The organism is Caballeronia sp. SEWSISQ10-4 2 (genome assembly GCF_030464885.1).
Lineage (GTDB): Bacteria > Pseudomonadota > Gammaproteobacteria > Burkholderiales > Burkholderiaceae > Caballeronia.
This window is the reverse complement of the sequence record NZ_JALPRJ010000013.1, coordinates 49,057-71,437: the sequence shown is the minus strand read 5'-3', so window position 1 is coordinate 71,437 and position 22,381 is coordinate 49,057. Positions and strand designations below refer to the sequence as shown.

Sequence of the window (22,381 nt, the reverse complement as noted above, 5' to 3'; positions counted from 1 at the left end):
GACGTTCTCAAACCCCGAGCAGTTCATGCAGCACTGGCATTTTCGTTTCGAGTTCCCCGGCATTGAAGTGCTCGACGATCTTCCCGTGCTCCATGACATAGAAGCGATCGGCGAGCGGCGCGGCGAAGCGAAAATTTTGTTCGACCATCACAATGGTGTAGCCGCGCGCCTTGAGCATCAAGATCATGCGCGCGAGCGTCTGAACGATGACAGGCGCGAGTCCTTCCGATATCTCATCGAGCAGCAGCAGATTGGCGCCGGTGCGCAGGATGCGCGCGACCGCCAGCATTTGCTGTTCACCACCCGAGAGCCGGGTGCCCTGACTGGCGCGGCGCTCCTTGAGATTGGGGAACATCGAATAGATTTCATCGATGGACATTGCATCTTTCGCGTTGCCCACAAGCGGCGGCAAAAGCAGATTCTCTTCGCACGACAGGCTCGAAAAGATGCCGCGTTCTTCCGGGCAATAGCCCACGCCGTAATGCGCGATCTTGTGCGTCGACATGCTGACAGTTTCATGCCCGCCAATACGAATCGATCCCGTACGCCGGCCGGTCAGTCCCATGATTGCGCGCAGCGTAGTCGTGCGGCCTGCGCCGTTACGTCCGAGCAGCGTCACGACTTCGCCTCGATGCACGGTCAGATCCACGCCATGCAGGATGTGCGATTCGCCGTACCAGGCTTGTGCGCCGACGAGTTCGAGCGCCGGTTCCTGAGTCGATGCTTCACGCTGTTCCGCGCGGCGTTCTTCCACGATCGTGCTCATGCATGCGCTCCGGCGAGGGCTGCGTCGGCGCTGCCCATGTAGGCTTCCATCACGAGCGCATTCTTCGATACCTCTGCATAACTGCCCTCGGCCAGCACTTCACCGCGTTGAAGGACGGTGATGGTGTCGGAGATGCCCGCGATCACGTTCATGTTGTGTTCAACCATCAGGATCGTGCGTCCCGCCGATACTTTCTTGATCAGCGCCGTGACCCGGTCGACATCTTCGTGACCCATGCCTTGCGTGGGTTCATCGAGGAGCATGAGTTCGGGCTCCATTGAAAGCGTGGTCGCGATTTCCAGTGCCCGTTTGCGGCCATAGGAAAGTTCGACCGTGGTGGTATCGGCGAAATCGGTCAGGCCGACCTGGGTCAGCAGGTCCATCGCGCGGTCGTTGAGTGCGTTAAGGACACGTTCGCTCTTCCAGAATTTAAACGATGTCCCGAGCGAGCGCTGCAAGCCGATGCGTACATTCTGCATCACTGTCAAATGTGGAAATACAGCGGAAATCTGGAATGAGCGGATCACGCCGCGCCGTGCGATTTGGGCCGGACGCTCACCGGTGATGTCGATGCCGTTGAAGACGATCTGACCCGCTGTGGGTTCGAGGAATTTGGTGAGCAGATTGAAGCAGGTGGTTTTGCCTGCGCCGTTGGGGCCGATCAAGGCGTGGATCGAGCCACGGCGCACGCGCAGGTTCACGCCATTGACGGCGGTAAAGCCTTTGAACTCTTTTGTCAGGCCGCGGGTTTCCAGAATCGTATCGCCGAGAATCATGTCCCCTTCCGTGCTTTGTTTGAGCCTTTGTTTCAGCTTCAGCTCGGCGCGCTTTTGGCGCATGCCCCGTGGTTTTGCTGGCGGTAGTTCGCTGCGGTCGTGCGGGTACTTTTGCTTGGGGCTGTGTTGCGCTGCTGCCGTTGCGTTTGTTCGAGTCCTCTGCACTTTTTGCGTGCCGCACAACGGTCGTGCAGACGTGCGGCGCATCAAGCGCGGAGAAGGTATTGTCGCGCCAATGATGCACCGCAATCATCGGGATTTGCACTTAGTTTCGCCGTTTGTTTTCTCTCGCAGTGGCGGGTGAATTTCCAGTGCGCACGCTACTTTGCGCGTACTTGCAGATATCTTGCTCGTTCGCAACGCCGGACATCTTCTAGTAGTTTTGTCCCACTTGGCGTGACCCTGAAAGGAGCGGTTACAAACGTGGTGCGCGTTATAACCCCCTCACGCCCTCATCAATCAAGCAGGGCCCGACCCGTCCACCCTCGCGCGCGAGCCCACAAATCGCCTGTCGGCACGAATCATTTCACTGGCCCTTTCAGCGATCATCAACGTTGGTGAGTTCGTGTTGCCGGAGGTGATCGTAGGCATCACGGAAGCATCGACTACGCGCAATCCTGTTACGCCGATGACCCTCAAGCGCCCATCCACCACCGCAGCCGGATCGTTATCCGTCCCCATCCTGCAGGTACCTACCGGATGAAAAATGGTCGTGCCGACTTTCCCCGCGGCCACGGCAAGCTCCGCATCGGTCTGGAACGCGGTCCCCGGCAAGATCTCCTCCGGCGAATATTTGGCCAGCGCTGGTGCAGCGGCAATCCGCCTCGTCAACCGCAATGCATTGACCGCAACTTCGCGATCGCGATCGGTGGACAGATAATTCGGCGCGATCATAGGCGCATCCCGCGCCTCCGGCGATGCAATGTGAACGCTCCCTCGCGATGTCGGCCGCAACGGGCACACCGACGCCGTGAACGCGTTAAACGCATGCAGCGGCTCACCGAACCGATCCAGCGACAACGGCTGCACGTGATACTCGACGTCGGGCCGCGTAATGGTCATGTCATCGGGATTCGACTTCGCGAACGCCCCCAATTGCGATGGCGCCATCGACATCGGTCCACTGCGCGTCAACGCATATTGCAAGCCGATCCACGCCTTGCCCCACCAATGCGCCGACAACGTATTCAAGGTGCGCACGCCACGCACTTTATAAGCCATCCTAAGCTGTAGATGATCCTGCAAATTCTCGCCGACGCCGCGCAAATCCTTAACCACATCGATACCCATTTGCTGCAGCCGCGCTCCGTTGCCAATGCCGGACAGCTCCAGCAACTGCGGTGAATTCACCGCGCCCGCACTCAGGATCACTTCGCAACGCGCCTTGGCGAGATAGTCCGCGTCGCCACCGCGGTACTCCACGCCCACACAACGCTTGCCTTCCATCACGAGTCGCTGCGTATAAGCACCCGTGATGATCGTGAGATTGGAACGCTTCATCGCGGGCCGCAAAAATGCCTTCGATGCATTCCAGCGAATCCCGCTGCGCTGGTTCACATCGAAATAACCTACACCTGTGTTATCGCCACGATTGAAATCGTCGGTGGCGGGAAGGCCGGTTTCTTGCGCCGCCTGCGCGAAAGTTTCCAGTACTTTCCATTTCAGCCGCTGCTTCTCGACGCGCCATTCGCCTCCCGCGCCGTGCCACTCATTCGCACCGCCATGATGATCTTCGCTGCGTTTGAACACGGGTAATACTGAATCCCAGGACCAGTCGGGGTCTCCGGTGATGCGCGCCCAATCGTCGTAATCCTCGCGCTGGCCGCGCATGTAGATCATGCCGTTGATCGACGAACAGCCGCCCAGCACGCGACCTCGCGGATACGAAAGCGAACGTCCATCGAGTCCTGGTTCCGCTTGTGTTTTATAAAGCCAGTCCGTGCGCGGATTGCCGATGCAATACAGGTAGCCGACGGGCACATGAATCCAGTGATAGTTGTCCCTGCCACCCGCTTCCAGCAGCAACACACTTACATCGGCATCTTCGGTCAGGCGGTTGGCGAGCACACAGCCCGCCGTCCCCGCACCGACAATGATGTAATCAAATTCGCCCTCGAGCTTGCGCGCGTCCTGTTTCATGTGTGTCTCCTGCCGGAGCCGCTACTCGCGGCTTTCACTCTATCTGGAATGCTCACTTCGCCATGGGCGTCGTGAATTCGGCGCCCAGCGCTGCATCACGCTCTTGTATACGGGGACACGCTACCGCGGACGCAGTGCAGCAATCCAATCAGATATCTTCAACCGCGTTATAAGCTGAGCTAATATCAGGCATGGACCTGACTCTTCTTCGTGCCTTCGTCACCGTTGCCCGCGAAGGCAATCTCACGCGTGCGGCCGTGCGGTTGCACGTGTCGCAGCCTGCCGTGAGCCTGCAAATCAAGAACTTGCAGGAAACGCTGGGCGTCGCGCTCTTTTCGCGGACCTCGCACGGCTTGATCCTCACGCGCGACGGCGAAGCGCTGCTGCCGCACGCGGAGCGCGCCCTGAATGCCGCGAGCGAGGTCCAGCGGGTCGCCGCCGCGCTTCGCCAAGAAGTCAGCGGCCGCCTGACTATCGGTACGATCCTCGATCCCGAATTCCTGCGGCTCGGCGGCTTTCTGCGTGCGCTCGTGGAGACGTATCCGCGCATTGAAACCGCGTTGCGGCATGGCATGTCGGGTTGGGTGCGCGAGCGCATCAAGGCACGCGATCTCGATGTGGGGTTTTACATCGGCGATCCGGCAATCGATGAACCGCGCGATGCCGAGCGCTTCCACGTCGTGCAGTTGAAGCCGTATCTGTATCGCGTACTGGCCCCGGCCGGATGGAAGGACCGCGTGAACCGGATAACGCACGGGGAAAGCCGCGGACTCAACTGGGTGGCGCTTGCGCGTCTGCCATGGATCTGGACGCCGCCGGAATCGGCGCACAACCGCTTGCTGACGCGGATTTTCGATGCCCACGGCGTCCAGCCCATCAAGGTGGCTGAAGTGGATCAGGAGCCGTCGATGCTCGATCTGGTCAAGTCTGGCGTGGGCCTGACACTCGTGCGCGATTCGATCGCTTTGGCCGAGGCACACGCGCATGCGCTGACGATCGTGGAAGGCGTCACGGTGCCCACGCAGCTTTCGTTCATCGTGCTCGCGGAGCGCCGCGAGGAACCGGGCATCGCCGCAGCGTTACGTCTGATTGAAGATCAATGGGCGACCTAGTCAGCGAAAGGAAGGCAAGGAACCGAAGCCAATGAATCTTCCGGTCATCAAATTTTGTTAGTCTGAGGGTCGCGCATCTGGCGCCCACGTGAACAGGAAACTCCAACATGGCACGCAATATCGAAATCAAGGCTCGCGCGCATCAGTTCGACCAGCTTCTGGCGCGCGCGGCAGCGCTTGCGACTGAACCGCCGCTGATCTACCGCCAGCAGGATTTTTTCTACGATGTGCCGAACGGCCGCCTGAAACTGCGTCAATTCGACGACAACACGCCGGCCGAACTGATCTTCTATCAACGTGACGACCGCGACGGCCCGAAGGTTTCGTACTATTCGCGCAGCCCGGTAACGAACCCCGAAGCCATGCACACGCTGCTTGCACAAGCGCTGGACACGCGCGGTATCGTGAATAAGGAGCGGCACGTGTATATCGTCGGGCGGACGCGGATTAATCTGGACCGCGTGGACGGCCTGGGCGATTTCATCGAACTGGAAGTGCTGCTCGCCGAGGATGACGACGAAGCCGACGGTGAAAAAGAAGCTGAGGAATGGTTCGAGCGGCTTGGCGTGGTGTCGAGCGACCTGGTGCCGGTCGCGTATGTCGATCTGCTGAGCGAGCCGGCTTAATCCTTCAGATTTTCCGCGAGATGTCCGAGCGGCAGCGGTCCGTTGCGCTTGAACGTAGTCAGCACGATGTTGGAGCGCACGCTGTCTACACCGGGAACGCGCATCAGCTTTTTCATGACGAACGTGGACAGCGCGTTCAAATCTGGCGCGACGATCCGCAGCAGATAATCGGCGTCGCCAACCGTCGCGTGGCATTCAAGCACTTCTGGCAGCATGTCGATCTGCTGCTGAAACTGGTCGATGACCGTATCGCCGTGATGTTTCAGCTTGAGGCTCGTGAACGCGGTTACGCCAAGCCCGAGCTTTTCGGGGCGCAGCACGACCCGATAACCCTCGATCACGCCGGTTGCTTCCAGACGTTGCAGGCGCCGGCCAATCTGCGACGGCGACAGCGGTACTTCCTCACCCAGTTGTTGATGCGTCGCGCGGCCGAACCGTTGTAAGACGTCGAGCAGCGCGAGATCGAAGTGATCGAGGTCAACCATGTGGGAATCCTGCGAAAAAAGCGGAGAGATGCAAGTTTACCGCGTGTTCGGCTAATCTCATGCGGTGTCCGAGCGTACGGAAGGAGATCCCGCCATGATCAAAAAACTTGCACCTGACGAACTATCCAAACTTCTCGGCGAGTTAAAGCAGTGGCAACTCAGCGAAGATGGCAATGCGATTCACCGAAGTTTCAAGTTCGCGGACTTCAACGAAGCGTTCGGTTTCATGACGCGAGTGGCGATAAAAGCGCAGGAGATGGATCACCATCCCGAATGGTCGAACGTGTACGACAAGGTGGAAATCACGCTCTCGACGCACGCGGCAAATGGCCTGACGGAACGCGACGCGAGACTCGCAAGATTCATCGATTCAATCACATCAACGGCATGAAATCCGCTTACCAAGCTGACTACTGCGACAAATGCGTAACAGTCGTATTACAAACAATAACATTCAAAAATCGCAATAAGCTGCCCGGAAACAGCCCGAACGCGCTTGTTCGAAAGCAGAAACAAAGGTAATTGCAAGTCTTTGACAACAAAGCCTTTCAGCTGGAAAGCAAACCATTAATACATGTGCAAGCTTTCTTAACGACTCGGGCACTCCAGTACCGCCGGTCCATTGGCGGGACAGACCGACACTGTACAATCAGCAGCGCATACGGTTTGGACAGCCTATCAACCCCTTGCCGCGACTGAATTCGTCGCCACACGGGGCGAGCGGGCATGCCAGAACCCGATCTCGGCGTGGCGTCCGTGGATTGGGAATTCGGGCAGGTCCAGCCGCAGGAGAATCGCTGCACGGCGAGGCGCGGTGCAGCGTTTGGCGTAAAAGGATTGCTGATATGACTCGGACGGCGCCGCGGCAAAGAAAGGTAGAGCAATTCCGGCTGGCGGCCGCGACGCGCAATCGAGCCCAACCCATCGTATAAGAGCGACTTCCATGCGAATCCTTCTGATCGAAGACGACCGCCCCATCGCGCGCGGCATTCAAAGTAGCCTTGAACAAGCCGGCTTTACCGTCGATATGGTCCATGACGGCATTTTCGCGGAGCAAGCGCTCACGCAAAATCGCCATGAACTGGTGATTCTCGATCTCGGCTTGCCGGGTATCGACGGCATGACGCTGTTGTCGCGTTTCCGCCAGGGCAATCGTCATACGCCGGTGATCATTCTGACCGCACGTGACGAACTGCATGACCGCGTCCAGGGCCTGAACAGTGGCGCCGACGACTACATGCTCAAGCCGTTCGAACCCACCGAACTCGAAGCCCGGATTCGCGCTGTCATGCGCCGAAGCGGCCCGCACGGCGATGTACCGCGTCCGGAAGTATCGCTGGGCGGCTTGCGTCTGTCGGGTGTGGATCGCCGCATTTTCAACGACGAAAAACCGCTCGAACTGTCGCCGCGCGAATTCGCCGTGCTCGAAATGCTGTTGCTGCGTCATGGCCGCGTGGTCAGCAAGGCGCAGTTGCAGGATCACCTGACGCACTTCGGCGGCGATCTCGGCGACACCGCCATCGAAGTGTATGTGCACCGGGTACGCAAGAAACTCGAAAACTGCCGCGTGGAAATCGTGACAGTGCGAGGTTTCGGCTACCTGCTGCAGGAAATCCGGCAGGCCGCGTAAGCGGTTTGTCGACGGCTTAACCAGCCTGACGAGCGGTCACCCAGCACCTTGCGATTCCCTCCCCGGCGCACACCCGACGAACGTTTCGATCGCGCCGACTGGCTGCATCTGGCGCAGACGGCAACTACGTCTGAGCGCGTGCCTCCCAGCCTGCGGCGCTCGCTGCTGCGTCGCCTAGCTGCGCCGCTGTCGCTGCTCGCGCTGATGAGCGGATTGATGGCGTACTGGCTCGCGTGGCAATACACGCAGCATGTGGTCGACCGCTCGCTTGCCGATCTCGCTACGGCTATCTCGAAGCAGATCCAGCTCGCTGGCGTCGACGCACCGTTGACCGTGCCGCCGCTCGCCCGCGCGATGTTTTCCGATCCCGTCGAACAACTGATTTACCGCATCAGTGACGGTGAAAACGAAATCGCCGGCGAACCCGATCTGCCGCTGACTGGCACGAACGTGCGCCGGATTCATTACGCCTACGTCTTCGAGACCAACTACCAGGGCACGAGCGTGCGCGCGGCACAGGTGCGCGTCGATCAATTGCACGGCAATCCAATTGTTGTGGAAGTGGCGCAGCGCGTGGGTTCGCGCTACAGGATCGCCGTCGAGTTCATGGTCGCGATCATGATGCCGCTGCTGCTCCTGCTGCTGGCGGGCTGGGTCATCGTGTGGCGCGTCGTGAACCAGCAACTCAACCCGCTGACCGATCTCGCCGATACCCTCAACCGGCAGACCCATACGTCGCTGGAACCGGTCGATGAATCCTTCGTTCCCATCGAAATCCGTCCGCTCACGAGCGCGATGAACGCCCTGCTCGAGCGCCTGAAGATGGCGCTGGACGGCCAGCGCAAGTTTATTGCCGATGCCGCGCATCAGTTGCGCACGCCGCTCACCGCCGTGAAGCTGCACGCCGAGCAAGCGGCGAGCGCGAAGGATCCGGCGAAGGTGCTGGAAGCGGTTAAGGAGCTGCGGGCGTCGGCAGATCGGGCTGTGCGATTGTCAAACCAGTTGCTTTCGCTCGCGCGCGCCGAGCCGGGCGAACAGGCTGCGCGTTTCACCGATTTCGATTACGCCGCGCTCGCGTTCGAAACCGGCGCCGAATGGGTGCCGCGCGCGCTGGCCGCGGGTGTCGACATGGGCTTTCAGCGTCTCGACGATCCCGATAATGAGCATCCCCTGATCGTGCGCGGCAATCTCGTGCTGGTGCGTGAGGTGATCGGCAATCTCATCGATAACGCCCTGAAATACGTGCCCACGTCGCGACTCGAAGGTGCACGTGTGACGGTCACGGTGACGCAAACCGTCGATGAAAATGGCCTCAGGATGGGCGAAATCGTGGTGGAAGATAACGGTCCCGGCGTGCCGCTTGAACAGCAGCAGGATCTCTTCAAACGCTTCTTCCGCGGCGACGGCCACGGCGTGGAAGGCGGCGCTGGACTGGGTCTGGCGATCGTCCACGACATCATGGCGCTGCACGACGGCAGCGTGCATTATGAAGATGCTCCAGCGCCCGAAGGCGGCGCGCGTTTCATCGTGCGGATGCCTTTGAAAGTGGCATAGAAAAACGCCACGGCAGAGACCTGCCGCGGCGTTTTTTTACTTCAGTACGAAAGCCTTACTTTTTCTTCTTCAGCGCCAGCATCGTGCCGCGGCACTTTTTGGCGCCGCAACGGCACTCGTATTCCTTCTTGAGCTTCTTCGTGATGCGACCGTCGATGACGAGACCGTAGTCGTAGTACAGCTCTTCATCGGTTTTGATCGCACGCAGCGCGTGGATGAACACGCGCCCTTCCTTCTCTTCCGCTTCGCAATTCGGCGCGCACGAATGGTTGATGTAGCGCGCGCTATTGCCATCGACTTTGCCGTCGATCACCTTGCTGTTTTCGAGCGCGAAATAGAACGTGTGGTTCGGCTCGTCCGGGTTGTGCGGATGACGGCGCAATGCCTCTTTCCACGAAATGCGTTCGCCCTTGTACTCGATAATCCGCTCGCCTTTGGCGAGTGGCATCGCGGCGAAAACGCCCTTGCCGTGTATGCCCGAACGGCGGACGGCGACCCTCCGTGAACTCATCGAATGAATCCTTTAAAACGAATCGGTTTGGCTTGGCAGACGCTTCAACTTCGCCCCGTCCCGGTTTCACGCGAACGGTGACGAACCGGAACGTGGATTAAAAAAACGCGGCGGCCTGAATGCGAGGCGCCGCCGCGTTGCTGTCCTTCGTTTTGCTGCCTGCACGGTTGAAACCACGCAGGCGAACATCGGCATCGTACACGTTAGGCGCGCACGAATTCAACCGCTCTCTTTATTCATGCTGCGTGTTTCAGCGTTGGCCGAAAGAGATATCGCCGAACAACGCTTTTTGGTCACGCGGCTGCGAGCGCCAGTATTGCGGCGGCGCCTCGACAGTCGCACCAAGCTGCGCGGCCGCGTGCCACGGCCAGCGCGGATTGTAGAGCAGCGCACGCGCGAGCGCGACCATATCCGCCTGACCGGACTCAATGATCTCTTCGGCATGCTGCGGATCGGTGATCAGGCCAACGCCCATTGTGTTCACGCCCGTTGCTTCCTTGATGGCTTTTGCAAACGGCAGTTGATAACCGGGTGACAGCGGGATTTTTTGCAACGGCGATACGCCGCCCGACGAGACATCGATCCAGTCCACCTTGTGTTTCTGCAACTCCTTCACGAACGCGATGGTCTGCTCGAGATCCCAGCCGCCCTCCACCCAGTCCGATGCCGACACCCGCAAGCCGACGGGTTTATCGGCGGGAAAAGCAGCGCGCACGGCGTCAAAGACTTCGAGCGGAAAACGCATGCGATTTTCGAGCGAACCACCGTATTCGTCGGTGCGCTGGTTTGCCAGCGGCGAAAGAAACTGATGCAGCAGATAACCGTGGGCGGCATGCACTTCGAGCCCATCCAACCCCAGGCGCGCCGCGCGTTTCGCCGTTGCCACGAAAGCTTCACGCACGCGGATCAAGCCGGCTGCATCAAGTGCGAGCGGCGGCGTTTCACCTTCCTTATGCGGGATCGCCGACGGTGCCGAGGGCATCCAGCCACCATCTGACACAGCGATCAGCTGACCGCCTTCCCATGGCACCGCGCTCGACGCTTTGCGGCCTGCATGGCCAAGTTGCATCGTGATGGCAACGTGCGAATACTTCCGGATTGCGCCAATGACCGGTTTGAGCGCCGCTTCAGTGGCGTCGTCCCAGAGGCCGAGGTCGCCAGGCGTGATGCGGCCATCGGGTTCGACTGCGGTGGCTTCGAGGCAGAGCATGCCGGCGCCAGAGAGCGCGAGGTGTCCGAGGTGGATCATGTGCCACGCGGTGGCCTCGCCGCGTTCGGCTGAGTACTGGCACATCGGCGAGACGACGATGCGGTTCGGAATCGTCACGCTCCGCAGCGTGAATGGCGAAAACAGAGCGCTCATGGGAGAGTTTCCGAGGGAGGGAAAAGGGCGTTTTAGAATAGCACTTCGGTTTTCTCCCTGCTGATAGCCGGCGCGATTGCCCCACCGATAACATCAACGCCTACTTCTCGCCCTCCGGCGTATTCAATCTCAACGCCCAGGACTCGACCTTGCCGGTATCGAGCCGCTTCGCCGCGGTACTTCTCCATGACGGCGTCAATGCCTCGAGCATCGCCATCTTTTCCAGCGATGCCTGATCGTCGCGATCGACGTAAAGCACCCGCAGCAGACGTTCGACGCTCCATTCGGGATGCGGTCGCGCGAGCCGCTCCATGACATCGCCGGCGCCCATTTCACCGGGTTCCAGCACGCGGTAATACCAGCCGGTACGACGCGTGTCCTGCACGCGCCGCGACATGTCATCGCGGGAAAAATGGAGGTTCAGTTTCCAGCACGGCTGGCGCGGCTGCGACACCTGCACGATCACCGTGCCAAGACGATACATATCGCCGACACAAACATCTGCTTCATTCAAACCGCGAGTCGAGATGTTTTCGCCGAATGCGCCGGGGGTATCGAAGCGCGTCAAACCCGTTGATGATTCAGGCCATTCGTCGCGCCAGACGGCGTAGTGGTCGCGGCTGTAGTGATGCAGCGCTTTCTCGGGGCCACCGTGATGCTTGCGCTCGAATTGGTGGTCGCCTTCCATGCCGGTTTCTCCGACATGAACCCGCACCGCCACCGGCACCTTGTGAATCGCGCTGTATTTTCCCTGCGTGCCAAGCGGTGCGACTACGCCCGCAAGGACGGCATCGATAACAGGATTCATGGTGCGTTACCTTCAGTGCGTTCTCTAAACCTTTATTTAGCCGGCTCAAAGCGGTCGAGCCACTCGCCAAACATCTTGCGCGCGGCACGTTCGAGCGCGGGGCCATGCTTGGCGGTATCGGCGCGTAAGGTCGGCACGTCGGTGCCGCTTGCCGCCACTTCGCCGGGGTACGCTATCAGCCAGGTTTCGAACCGGTCGACGAGAACTTCAGGGTGGCATTGCAGCGCTAGAACGTGATCGCCCCAACTGAAAGCCTGATTCTCGCAAAGGTCTGTGGAAGCCAGCCGGGTGGCGCCATCGGGGAGATCGAAGGTATCGCCGTGCCAGTGAAGAACCGGTGTCGGCTGACCATCGGCTTCAAAATGCCGCAATGCCGATGCCCGTCCCGCCTCGGTCAGCGTCAGCGCCTTCCAGCCGATTTCCTTTTGCGGCGCCGGATAAACCTTCGCACCCAGCGCGCGGGCAATCAACTGCGCACCCAGGCAGATGCCGATAGTCGGCAAGCCGGCCGCAATGCGCTTTTCCAGCATCGCAAGCAATGGATTCAAATGGGGAAAAAGCGCGTCGTCATAGGCGCCGATCGGGCCGCCGAGGACAACCATTAATGAAGTGTCGAGTGGATTGGGAGCGTCGATGCGAGCACGGCCCACGTCGAGATAACGCACCAGTTGGCCACGATCGCCCAGCACCAGTTCCAGGCTGCCGAGATCTTCGAAATAGACGTGGCGTATCGCCAGGACTTCACGTTTCATCGGCGGTCATCCAGGATAGCCGGCAAGCTGAGGTCGGAGCGCGCGGCATCAAGCGGCGCACGGAAAGCGGAGGCACAGTCGAGCAGCCAGCGCACCGCCAACGGGCGCGCGGCTCGAATAGTCTAACCGACACTCGCGTGCTTCGCGTTCAGAACGCGAAGCACGAGCGGCGAAAGAAGAGATTTACGCAGCGGCGCTTATGCGAGCTGCGCGAAAATCTTCCAGTTCTTCTTCTGCTTGGACAGATCGCCTTCTTCGTATACCGAACAATCGAGGCGCAGATCGGTATCGGCCATGTCGATGTTCAGCAACGTGCAGTGATGCGGCGTTTTCTTCGGGTTCTTGCTCGCTTCGAGGTGCGTGCAGCTCAGGCACATGCGATGCGGCGGAATCTGCTGCACCACTTCGAGCTGTCGAATGGTCTTGAGCAGGCTGCGGTACAACTGCGTCTGCTCATCGGCTTTCAACGTCCCGACTGCCTTCGACAAAAACTCCGGCCAGACCAGCGCCTTCTTGGCCGCCGTCTTTCCGCGCGCGGTCAGGCGCACTGCCAGCGCTCGGCCGTCGTCAAGCGCCCGGCGCTTTTCGACCAGACCCTTGCCTTCCAGCGTGCTGACGGCATCGCTGGTGGTCGCGGCAGTCAAGGCCGTTTCCCGTGCGATCTCGCCAAGCCGCATTGGACCGCGTCGCTGCATCAGCAACACGAGAATTTCGCCCTGGGTCGGCGTCAAGCCCGCACCCTCAGCCCATTCCCATGCCTGGCTACGCATCGCCGTGCTCAACCGCAGCAAGCCGTGGGTCACCCGCCCTGTGGCCTGCTCTCCATATACGCCTTCGCTCATAGTCGTTCGCTTCGTCTTTCTTGATGCTTATCTGATGGTTCAGCAACGGCTTGAAACCGGTAAAACGTCAGACCCCGCTCGTTTTACCCAAGTCGCTGCAGGCTTAATCGCCGACGTATCCGACCGACGAATCCTTTCGTATCAACTACCGTCTCAAAATTCAGGCGATCGAACCGATGCGGCTAGTTCGTCGTCCGGATCAGGACATCTATGTTTCTCCGTGGCGCCTGTTCTAGACCGTCGAGCGCTTCGTTTGTTCACCGGCTCTGCTTCTCCCTACCGGTAAAACCGACATTCTAAGCGACCCGGAACAAACGTACACCTTAGTTATTCACAAAACATTGTGGATAAGGGGGTGGATAACCGCATTATTCGATGTGCGCCGATTCTTGATAACCCCCCCGCGTCAAAAACAGCCCGCTTGTTGTCCCGCGTTGCCCCGCTCGATGCAAGGCCCGGCACCACGGTTATGCGCACTCCAAATCATTGAGTTTGCGACGATTTTATCGGTTGTCCACAGAATCGCGCGATGCTTGTTAACTACTATTACGTATGTATACGACTTCATAACAGTAAACCTTGGAGACAGGTTATCGGCATCGGTCAGAAAGAATGTGACGAAAAAAAACCCGCCGGTAAGCGGATTTCTTTTTTTTCTGCGACCGGCTCAAACCGCACGAATCGCGGTCGTCCGGTTCATTCGCGCCACTGCAAACACTGCTGGCGAACTGCTTCATGCAGCGAACGCTCGCGGTCGAAAACGCCGCGCAGCCAGGTCGCGTCGTTCATATTGCTGCGCGCGATATCGCCGACCTGGCGCAGCGCTTCGTTCGAGCCGAGCGCGTCTGCGTGAGGCGCGATCACATCGAGCGTTGCCAGGATATCTTCGGCGATCGTGCGGCGCTCGCCCGTCTGCGGATCAATGCAACTGCCTTCCAGGCCGAAGCGGCATGCCTCGAACCGGTTGAACGTGTAGACGAGGTAATCGTCTTCCTTGAGCGTAAGGGGTTTGTCGAGCAGCAGGTAGCGCGCGAGCGTCTGGATGTAGCAAGCAATCGCCGCCGCGCGATCGACGGACAGCGGCGTGTCCATCACACGGACTTCGATCGTCCCAAATCCTGGTTTTGGCCGGATGTCCCAGTAGAAGTCTTTCATGCTGTTGACCACGCCGGTGCTGACCATCTTCGAGAAATATTCCTCAAAGCTGTCCCATGTCAGCGTGAACGGCGCGCGGCCGGACAATGGGAATGCAAATACAGAATTAAGGCGCGCGGAATGGAAGCCGGTATCCACGCCCTGCACATACGGCGAGGAAGCCGACAACGCGATGAAATGCGGAATGAAGCGCGACATGGAATGCAGCAGGAACAACGCGCTGTCCGGATCCGGGCAGCCAATGTGCACATGCTGGCCGAACACCGTGAACTGCTTCGCGAGGTAACCGTAGAGTTCGGAAAGGTACTGAAAGCGCGGTGTATCGAAGATCTGGCGGTCGCTCCACTGCTGGAACGCGTGCGTGCCACCGCCACACAGCCCCACGTTGAGGTGGTCAGCAGCGGCCACCAAGGTGTCGCGAATGGCGTGGAGGTCCGTTACGGCCTGTTCGTGCGTCGTACAGATGCCGGTGGACAGCTCGATCATGCTTTCGGTGATCTCCGGCGTGATGTTGCCGGGGATTTTTTCGTCCTTGACGAGCCGCATGAGATCGGAGGCGGCCTTCGTCAGGTCGTAGTCGTGGGTATTGACGACCTGGATCTCGAGTTCGACGCCGAAGGTGAACGGCTCCGAGTTGATGAAAGGTTCGAGTGACATGGTGCCTCTTGATTGACAAAGCCTGGGTCTTCGGCCAACACCTTATCGGCGCGGCGCGCCCGGTAACGCGCTCAGTGACGAGCTCAGCGACGCGCCCGGCGACCCGAGAAAAAACAGGATAAAACGTTACTCGCGCCGTTCGCCGATCGCCGACAAGCTGCGATACACGAGAAACGGCGTAACAATCTGCAGTACAACGATCGAGCACATCACGATTGCCCGCAGCGTCGGGTCGTAATCGGGATAAAGCACATACATATCGTCGACGAGAAGGTACGCCAGCGCCGACATCGGCGTCAGTGCTACACCGAGCGCCGCGCCCTGTTTCCAGTTGAGCCCGCTCGGTTTCGCGAAGATCAGCACACCGGCCAGCTTGCCGACAAAACGCGCCACGATCAGCGCCAGCGCAGCCACACCGCCAAGCGCGATATCGTGCCATTCGAACGATGTCAGCGTCAGCGCAAACAAGATCACGGTCAGCAACCAGCCTGCGGTGCCGAAATGCGTGGGCCAGAGTTGCGGGCGCTCGTTCGAATTCTTCACGATGATGCCGGCCGCCAGCAACGCAAGAATGGTCGACAGCTTGAACACATGTGCGATGGCGATGGCGAGCAGCACGAGCCCGAACAACGCGACGAACGAATGTTCGTCGTTGGTATTGAGCCGTCGATACAGCAGGTTGCACGCCAGCGCGAGCGCCAAAGCGAGCACGAGCGAGCCGAGCAGCAGATAAAGCGGCTGCACGATGGTCGCGAGCGTATTGCCGTAGATTTCCTGATGCAGCACGCCGGCCGCGAGCTTTTCCACGATCACCGCGTACATGCTGTTGAGCGCGGTCAGCGTGAGCAGGCGCTGCGTGACCTGACCTTCGGCGCGCAGTTCGGTGCGCAGTTGAATGACCATGGCTGGCGATGTGGCCATCGCGATCGCGGCGATCACCACCGACGGCATGGTCGGCACGTTGCACAACGTCAACGCGATCAGCACGAAGCCGAACGTGAGCGTACTTTCCGCAATGCTCGACAGGATCAGATAAGGATTCCGGCGAATCCAGCGCAAATCGAGCCGGCTGCCAAGTTCAAACAGGAGCAGGCCGAGCGCAACGTCAAGCAATGGCCGCGAGATTCCGGCCGAACTGACATCGATAACACCAAAACCCGCATTCCCGGCAATCAGGCCGATGACAGCGTAGCCCGTGATGCGCGGCAGGCGCCAGGCGCGCCAGAGCAGTTCGCCGCAAAGGCCAGCGGCGACCAGTGCGAGCCCGGCCCAAAAAATGGCATCGGGTGCGAGTGGCCAGACCGGTAAGAATGAAAAGGCCGACTTCATCGTGAGGACTTCTCCTTCGCAGCTAGTGCGGATAGACAGTAAGTAGGCAGTTAGTGCGCGGCAACGGTGCGCGTTGCCGGAAAGATTCGTTGCCTGATGATTCTTCAGGCTGCGTCAAGCCTTGTCAGCACCGGTTAGCCAATTGACAGCCGATCCGCCTGGTGGTCCGTTGCCGTCACGGCAAGGTTCGCAGCGTTTTTTCAATCCACGTGCTCGCGTAGAGCGCGGTTTGAAGCGATAAGCCGGCGAGGCTGCCAAACGAAAGAACGGCGATTGTGCCATAGCTCCCGGCACCCTCTCTTTAATCGCCGGTCAGTGAAAATAAAGCGGTAACAATGGGTTTTATCGTGTCCGAATGAGAAAAATCTACCTCTCGAAGGACCGGACTTCATCGTTGATTTGTCTGCGGTAACGGGCCTTTTTTGACTTTGAGTGCTGCCGATGACGGTGGTTTTAAGGTTTACAAGTTTTGTTTATATATACGTAGTAGTAGTTAACAAGGCCTGACGATTTCTGTGGATAACTCTATTTTCGCCAGCGTTTACAAACGGTTGAAGGACGCATAAGCGCATCGTGAAGATGTGGGCGCCAGAGGGTGAACACGGAACAACTTTGGCCGGATTCGCCGGGCAGCCGAGTTGTCCCGTTTACGCCCACAGCGAGTACACAGGTCATTCGCGCGAAATTCGCCACGTTATCCACAGGCTGCAGTGGATAGTTTGCCGGCGAAGGTTTTTAGCTGAACTCGCCTTGTCGTAAGGCACGTAGAAGGAAGCGTGCCGGATCGATGGCGTCGGCCAGTTCGCGTTCTATCGGCCACGGTTCGCCCTCGATTTGCGCCGCGATCAGCTCGGCGGCCAGCGTCGACCACACCAGTCCGCGTGAACCGAACGCAAACGCGCCGTATAAACCGGGCGACCGCGGCAAATCGAGCGGCCACGCGCCGGAAAGACGGGTTGCGTCGACGCGTGCGGCGGATTCGTCGGCGAGGGCGCCGATCATCGGCATGCGGTCACTCGTCACCGACCGGAAAGCCACGCGACCTTCCAGCGTTTCAGGTTTGGGTTCGAACGAGGTCATCGCCGGCAACATTCGGGCGATGCGTTCGAGGTTTTCGATATGACCAAGAGGCTGGATCCGGGCGTCGATGTCGTCGATATCGTAGGTCGCGCCCGTCAACGTGCAATGAGCGCCGAGCGGCACGGCGTAGCCATCGCCGACAATCGGCACGCGCAAGCCATCCAGCGGACTCGTGTTCAGCAGCGTGAGCTGGCCTCGCACACCGCGGGTCGGAAGTCCGTGAAGCCCGGCGATGCGTTGCGCATCGCCGGCGTTCGCGAGAATCACGACCGGGGCTTGGGCGAGCGCGTGGCCAGCGGTATCGAAGGCGGTCCATGTGCCGTTTTCCCGTTCGATACGCGCGACTTCCGTGCCGAAACAAGGCGTTAGCAGATCGCCCGCGGCCGCGCATTGCGCTGCGCATATCGCGGCTGGGGAAATCCAGCCGCCACGGGGGAAAAACCATCCGGGCCGCGCGACGGGGTGACCGGCTAGGTGCGTGGCTTCGTGTTCATCGACGGCGACTACATAGGACGCGGGCAAGCCGAAACGCTTGATCGCCGATGCAATCGCACGCGCATCGTCGGGGGAATCCGCGATTTGCAGCAAGCCTTCGTGGCTGCGCTCGAGATTGTGGCCCGCGCGTTCGAGCTCCGACCATCGGTGAAGCGCGTAGAGGAATCCCGCGCGCGTCAGGCGGGCGGCGATGCTGTCGTCGCGCCAGACGATCGGATGGAAAACGCCGGCGGGATTGCCCGATGCGTCGCGAGCCAGATCGTCGTGGCGCTCGATCAGGGTGATGCGCCATCCTCTGGAGGCAAGGCGTTCCGTGATCGCACAGCCAGCAAGGCCAGCTCCGATGACGATTGCATGGCGTGGGGGGAACGGCTGAGCAGGAGCCCGTGTCAGGATCGGACCAGAAGCGGAAACCGACGACGTCAGCGCTTCAATCGCCAACGCAACCGGTGGTTCATGACGCCGCACGCGCCAGCGCGGCGCGAAGCGCGCGCTCACATATACCGCGCCCGGGGTTTCATCGCCATCACGGACAAAACCCGCGTCTTCGAGCGCGCGCGAAAGCAGCGGATGCGCCTCGGCGCAGAGCGTCGCCTGATTCCCCGCGACACGCGCCAGCGCTTTGATGATATAGGCCAGCTTCGCATCGGTATCGGAGAGACGCAGGTAAAAGGAATCCGCGCGCAACCAAAGCTTCTGCAGCACACTGCCCAGCTCACCGATAGCCAGCGTCAACACCACGCGCCCCTGCTCGAACTCAAGCCGATGAAGCCCCGCAACCCGCATCGGCCAGGCATCGATTAGCGATTGGGAAAGCTCGGGCTGATCGGCGAGGACGTCGGGAACATCAAGCGACGTTAGCGGCCCGACCGCGACGAAGTTCAGGCGCTCGCAACGCTGTGGATCGTCGCGCCATGCAGCCCATGTGTCGATAAACAACCGCCCAGCATCGAATTGCGCCTGCAGAACCGAGAAATTCCGCCGCTGAGCCCAGCGCGAGCGATCGACAAGCACGTTTTCGCTACAAAAGGTATGGGTCATACGAAAGGTTTGAAAGCCTGCTGCTGATATGACCGTCAGGTTGCTTTTCCGATGCTGCGCTGCGATCCCTCAAAGCTAATAGGGGTAAGGCTTCGCGCGTGAACGCCGGATCGTCTCAGAACCGTTGGCAAAAACCAACGAAGGGTGAAACCCCCAGTACGAAAGGATTGCTTGCATGAAACCGCTGCGGGAAAAGGTTTTCACTTGCGTCCGGTCATGCTTAAATCTTCGAAACCCTTATCCTGATTGGGTTTGCGCTGCGTTATGATAACAAGCGCCGAGTAAGGAGGTGGCCCGGCGGCCGGGCTGTAAGGGTTTGCCGGAATAGTGGGCCAAGGGGCTAGACCCGCGCCAGTACTGGACTGCAAGGCCTGCGCACGTATAATCGGCGCGTTCGCGCTGTTCGTGTCAACCTAAACTGATAAAGGAACCTTAATGAATAAACAGGAACTGATCGACGCCGTGGCCGCTCAGACCGGCGCCAGCAAGGCTCAAACCGGCGAAACGCTGGATACGTTGCTCGAAGTGGTCAAGAAGGCCGTCTCGAAGGGCGACGCCGTGCAGTTGATTGGCTTCGGCAGTTTCGGCTCGGGCAAGCGCGCAGCGCGCACCGGCCGTAATCCGAAGACCGGCGAATCCATTAAGATTCCGGCCGCCAAGACCGTCAAGTTCACGGCTGGCAAGGCATTCAAGGACGCAGTGAACAAGCGGTAAGTTGTAGCCGATTGTCAGTATCGAACCCGCCTCTGGCGGGTTTTTTTCGTCCGCAGCGGGGATTTCACCTGCGAGTGTGCGGATTCTAATGCCCGTGGGCGCCGCAATCGCAATCGTCGCCATGGTGATGATGCTCGTGATCGTGCTCATCCTCGTCCATTTCCCACGATGGAAACGGATCGCCGAACGATGCCTCTGAAACGCGCGACCACTCTTCATCGGTGAGAAGACAGGCGTCGAATGCAGCACGCCAATGCGGCTCATCCAGATCGATTCCGATCATCGCCAGTTCCTGACGCCGGTCGCCGATAGTCATATCGTCCGCGTCGCCGTACCAGTCTGCGGCAATTTCCGCTTCCAGCTCCGCATCGCCGGTCGGCCATTCGCTGCGTTCCTGCGCCGCCCACCACATGCCCGCCGGACCGTGCCGCAAGGTGCCGCCTGCTTGCGACAGCGATCCGCCGATATCGCTGCGCGTCGCCAGCCAGAAAAAGCCCTTGCAACGCAAAACCCCCGGCCATTCCTGATGCACCAGCGCCCACAGCCGCTCGGGATGAAACGGCCGGCGCGCACGATAAACAAAACCGTTGATGCCAAGATCATCCGCCGCAAACGCCGACGCGGAATCCGGATCGGCGTTCAGCATTGCCAGCCAGCCTGGCGCGCTGGAGGTTGCGTCGAAGTCGAAGCGGTCCGTGTTCAGCAACTCGCTTGCGGCCACCGCGCCTTGATGGGTGTCGATCAGGTCGGCGCGTGGATTGAGCGCATGCAGGATGCGCCTGAGTTTGGCGAGCGCGGTGGTATCGACGAGATCCGTTTTGTTGATCACGATCACATCGCAGAACTCGATCTGCGCGATCAGCACTTCCACGATCGTCCGGTCATCGTGGTCATCACTTGCGATTCCCCGCTCGCTCAGTGCATCCGGCGACGCGTAATCGCGCAAAAAGCTCTCCGCATCGATGACGGTCACGATCGTGTCGAGGTGCGCGATGTCGTTATCGAAGACCAGGCTTTCCGCAATCACCTGCGGATCGTCGGTACCGGACGCTTCCACCACGATCGCATCGAAGCGATTTTCAGCGGCAACGCCGGTGATTTCGCCCGACAGATCGTCGATCCGGCCGCGAACGACCGCGATACCGGCTCCGGCGTGATGCGCGAGCAAATGGTCGAGTAGCGTGGTTTTGCCTGCGCCTGGCAAACCGGCAAGCACGGTGACTGGCAGTGGCTGATTCATCGCGTTTGGCATTGAAAGAAGGCGCATAGTCGCGCGAGCGGCCGATGAAAACGGTGGCGCTTTCAAGAAAACCCGCCTGCAAAGGCGGCGAGCTGGAACGCGGAATTGTGCATCAAAGGCGGCTGGAGCGCCGCGCCATGCGATGAAAATCAGACGAATCAGACGATATAGAAACAGCCGGACGACAACGAAGTGAAACGAACCCGAATCAGCGCGATGCCGTCAGCAGCTTCCACTTGCCCAGGATATTGATGATCTGCCTTGAATACTGGTCGCGCAGCGACGGTGTTTCCGAGTGATAAGCGCCGACCGCTTGCCACGTGTTGCCATACTTGTTCATCTTCTGGCGCAAATGCCACGCGGCGATATAGACCGACTTGCACGGTTGCATCAGCGTGGTGGTCGAAATGCCGTACTGCGCGAGCTGGCCCAAGTGGACGGAATTGATCTGCATCAAACCATAGTCGATGGAACCATTCGCGTTCTTGTTCATTGCGTCGGGCTGGTTGTGCGACTCCTGCCACGCGATCGCTCGCAGGATCAGCGGATTGACCTTTTGATACTTGGCGGCTTCGTCGAAACAGTCGGCGTGCGCCGGCGCGGCTGCCAGCAAGGCGCCGAATCCCATCGCGAAGAGTCGCAAAAACATTTTCATCATAGGTACCGTCTTGATCGACCGCGTGCCCGACGTCCGCGCGTGGCTGCGGTGAAGGCATCGTTTCATCGGCAAAACCATGTAACATCTGGTAAAACCTGCTAATACTCGGTAAATGCGGGAAAACCCACCCGCATAACGCGCATCCATCGCACTAATCCGCCCGTATCATACCCGGCAGACTATTGGGTTTTAAATTCGCCCATCCGACATAGCCAAGTCATGTGACGCCAATTAAATGAAGGGCGTTTCCAGGTCAACGCGATTAGCCGCGTCTGTCTTTATAAGCGGGCCAGATCCAAATGGGTCGCCTGTGCAGGCGAAGCAGCCAAAATATGACAAATACGCCGCGCCTGGCAGAGTGAAAGCATCAAGTAAGGGTTAAATCAACTCTCTTTTATCTGAAGATTTTTTCGATGTTCAGACACTTTAGTATTTTGAGGATCGTCAGCCGAGAATTAGTGCTTTTGTGACAAAGGTGACATGAAAAGCTGCTATGGTTCACGTTTTTGGGATATGGCATTGCCCGGGCACCGGCCCTGGAAACGTCTGTTTCAGACCATCGCGGCATTAACGCGTTGAAAGACGCGCAATACGATTGGTCTGCTGCGGCGTGATCAGCAGGTCTAGACATCACACTCCATGAGAAGA

The 22,381-nt window shown here is 59.4% G+C and carries 21 protein-coding genes; 7 read left to right on the top strand and 14 right to left on the bottom strand.

Going from position 1 to position 22,381, the window contains the following annotated elements:
* Positions 1-7: 7 nt before the first annotated feature.
* The 3 genes from M0D69_RS11465 to M0D69_RS11455 all read right to left on the bottom strand — a co-directional run bounded on the left by M0D69_RS11465 (position 8) and on the right by M0D69_RS11455 (position 3,681).
* Complete coding sequence (locus M0D69_RS11465; RefSeq protein ID WP_301782139.1) at positions 8-766, bottom strand: ABC transporter ATP-binding protein; 759 nt, start codon at positions 764-766, stop codon at positions 8-10.
* Entirely contained in the window at positions 763-1,542 is a 780-nt protein-coding gene (locus M0D69_RS11460) for an ABC transporter ATP-binding protein (protein WP_047895230.1), read from the bottom strand. The genes M0D69_RS11465 and M0D69_RS11460 overlap by 4 nt, the downstream gene beginning before the upstream one ends.
* Positions 1,543-2,001: 459 nt before the next feature.
* Entirely contained in the window at positions 2,002-3,681 is a 1,680-nt protein-coding gene (locus M0D69_RS11455; RefSeq protein WP_301782138.1) for a GMC family oxidoreductase, read from the bottom strand.
* Positions 3,682-3,872: 191 nt separating this feature from the next.
* Here M0D69_RS11455 and M0D69_RS11450 point away from each other — a divergent pair, with 191 nt between their 5' ends.
* Both M0D69_RS11450 and M0D69_RS11445 read left to right on the top strand, forming a co-directional pair.
* On the top strand, positions 3,873-4,793 hold the full coding sequence (locus tag M0D69_RS11450; RefSeq protein WP_301782137.1) for a LysR family transcriptional regulator: 921 nt from the start codon (positions 3,873-3,875) through the stop codon (positions 4,791-4,793).
* 107 nt (positions 4,794-4,900) lie between these two features.
* Positions 4,901-5,419, top strand: a complete 519-nt coding sequence (locus tag M0D69_RS11445) for a class IV adenylate cyclase (protein ID WP_301782136.1) — start codon at positions 4,901-4,903, stop codon at positions 5,417-5,419.
* Here M0D69_RS11445 and M0D69_RS11440 read toward each other — a convergent pair.
* Positions 5,416-5,904 carry an Lrp/AsnC family transcriptional regulator gene (locus M0D69_RS11440; RefSeq protein WP_301782135.1) on the bottom strand — a complete coding sequence of 163 codons (489 nt, stop codon included), beginning with the start codon at positions 5,902-5,904 and terminating at the stop codon, positions 5,416-5,418. The genes M0D69_RS11445 and M0D69_RS11440 overlap by 4 nt on opposite strands.
* A 94-nt stretch (positions 5,905-5,998) precedes the next feature.
* On the opposite strand from M0D69_RS11440, the gene M0D69_RS11435 reads away from it, so the two are divergent.
* The 4 genes from M0D69_RS11435 to M0D69_RS11420 all read left to right on the top strand — a co-directional run bounded on the left by M0D69_RS11435 (position 5,999) and on the right by M0D69_RS11420 (position 9,088).
* Positions 5,999-6,295, top strand: a complete 297-nt coding sequence (locus tag M0D69_RS11435) for a 4a-hydroxytetrahydrobiopterin dehydratase (protein ID WP_301782134.1) — start codon at positions 5,999-6,001, stop codon at positions 6,293-6,295.
* Between the two features lie 335 nt (positions 6,296-6,630).
* Complete coding sequence (locus tag M0D69_RS11430) at positions 6,631-6,753, top strand: hypothetical protein (protein WP_301782133.1); 123 nt, start codon at positions 6,631-6,633, stop codon at positions 6,751-6,753.
* Positions 6,754-6,847: 94 nt separating this feature from the next.
* Positions 6,848-7,534: a response regulator transcription factor gene (locus M0D69_RS11425; RefSeq protein WP_301782132.1), complete on the top strand. Its 687-nt coding sequence runs from the start codon at positions 6,848-6,850 to the stop codon at positions 7,532-7,534.
* A gap of 108 nt (positions 7,535-7,642) precedes the next feature.
* Positions 7,643-9,088, top strand: coding sequence for a sensor histidine kinase (locus M0D69_RS11420; protein WP_301782185.1), 1,446 nt, complete (start codon positions 7,643-7,645; stop codon positions 9,086-9,088).
* A gap of 55 nt (positions 9,089-9,143) precedes the next feature.
* Here the strand turns inward: M0D69_RS11420 and M0D69_RS11415 are convergent, their stop codons facing one another.
* The 8 genes from M0D69_RS11415 to mnmC form a co-directional block, all read right to left on the bottom strand.
* On the bottom strand, positions 9,144-9,599 hold the full coding sequence (locus M0D69_RS11415; protein WP_301782131.1) for an SET domain-containing protein: 456 nt from the start codon (positions 9,597-9,599) through the stop codon (positions 9,144-9,146).
* A 250-nt stretch (positions 9,600-9,849) separates the two neighbouring features.
* Positions 9,850-10,962, bottom strand: a complete 1,113-nt coding sequence (locus M0D69_RS11410; RefSeq protein WP_301782130.1) for an NADH:flavin oxidoreductase/NADH oxidase — start codon at positions 10,960-10,962, stop codon at positions 9,850-9,852.
* A gap of 100 nt (positions 10,963-11,062) precedes the next feature.
* Positions 11,063-11,770, bottom strand: a complete 708-nt coding sequence (locus tag M0D69_RS11405; protein ID WP_301782129.1) for an MOSC domain-containing protein — start codon at positions 11,768-11,770, stop codon at positions 11,063-11,065.
* A gap of 32 nt (positions 11,771-11,802) precedes the next feature.
* Complete coding sequence (locus tag M0D69_RS11400; protein ID WP_301782128.1) at positions 11,803-12,522, bottom strand: glutamine amidotransferase; 720 nt, start codon at positions 12,520-12,522, stop codon at positions 11,803-11,805.
* Between the two features lie 197 nt (positions 12,523-12,719).
* Positions 12,720-13,364, bottom strand: coding sequence for a MarR family winged helix-turn-helix transcriptional regulator (locus M0D69_RS11395; RefSeq protein WP_301782127.1), 645 nt, complete (start codon positions 13,362-13,364; stop codon positions 12,720-12,722).
* A gap of 696 nt (positions 13,365-14,060) precedes the next feature.
* Positions 14,061-15,176 (bottom strand): YbdK family carboxylate-amine ligase, encoded by a 1,116-nt coding sequence (locus M0D69_RS11390; protein ID WP_301782126.1) that lies wholly within the window; start codon positions 15,174-15,176, stop codon positions 14,061-14,063.
* A gap of 126 nt (positions 15,177-15,302) precedes the next feature.
* Positions 15,303-16,505 (bottom strand): cation:proton antiporter, encoded by a 1,203-nt coding sequence (locus M0D69_RS11385; RefSeq protein ID WP_301782125.1) that lies wholly within the window; start codon positions 16,503-16,505, stop codon positions 15,303-15,305.
* Positions 16,506-17,240: 735 nt separating this feature from the next.
* Positions 17,241-19,121: an FAD-dependent 5-carboxymethylaminomethyl-2-thiouridine(34) oxidoreductase MnmC gene (gene mnmC, locus M0D69_RS11380; RefSeq protein WP_301782124.1), complete on the bottom strand. Its 1,881-nt coding sequence runs from the start codon at positions 19,119-19,121 to the stop codon at positions 17,241-17,243.
* A gap of 435 nt (positions 19,122-19,556) precedes the next feature.
* Between mnmC and M0D69_RS11375 the strand changes: the two genes are divergently transcribed.
* On the top strand, positions 19,557-19,835 hold the full coding sequence (locus M0D69_RS11375) for an HU family DNA-binding protein (RefSeq protein WP_031364544.1): 279 nt from the start codon (positions 19,557-19,559) through the stop codon (positions 19,833-19,835).
* A gap of 85 nt (positions 19,836-19,920) precedes the next feature.
* On the opposite strand, the gene M0D69_RS11370 is transcribed toward M0D69_RS11375, so the two are convergent.
* Together M0D69_RS11370 and M0D69_RS11365 are read right to left on the bottom strand one after the other, a co-directional pair.
* Entirely contained in the window at positions 19,921-21,075 is a 1,155-nt protein-coding gene (locus M0D69_RS11370; RefSeq protein ID WP_301782123.1) for a GTP-binding protein, read from the bottom strand.
* A gap of 208 nt (positions 21,076-21,283) precedes the next feature.
* On the bottom strand, positions 21,284-21,730 hold the full coding sequence (locus M0D69_RS11365; RefSeq protein WP_301782184.1) for a lytic transglycosylase domain-containing protein: 447 nt from the start codon (positions 21,728-21,730) through the stop codon (positions 21,284-21,286).
* Positions 21,731-22,381 lie beyond the last annotated feature (651 nt).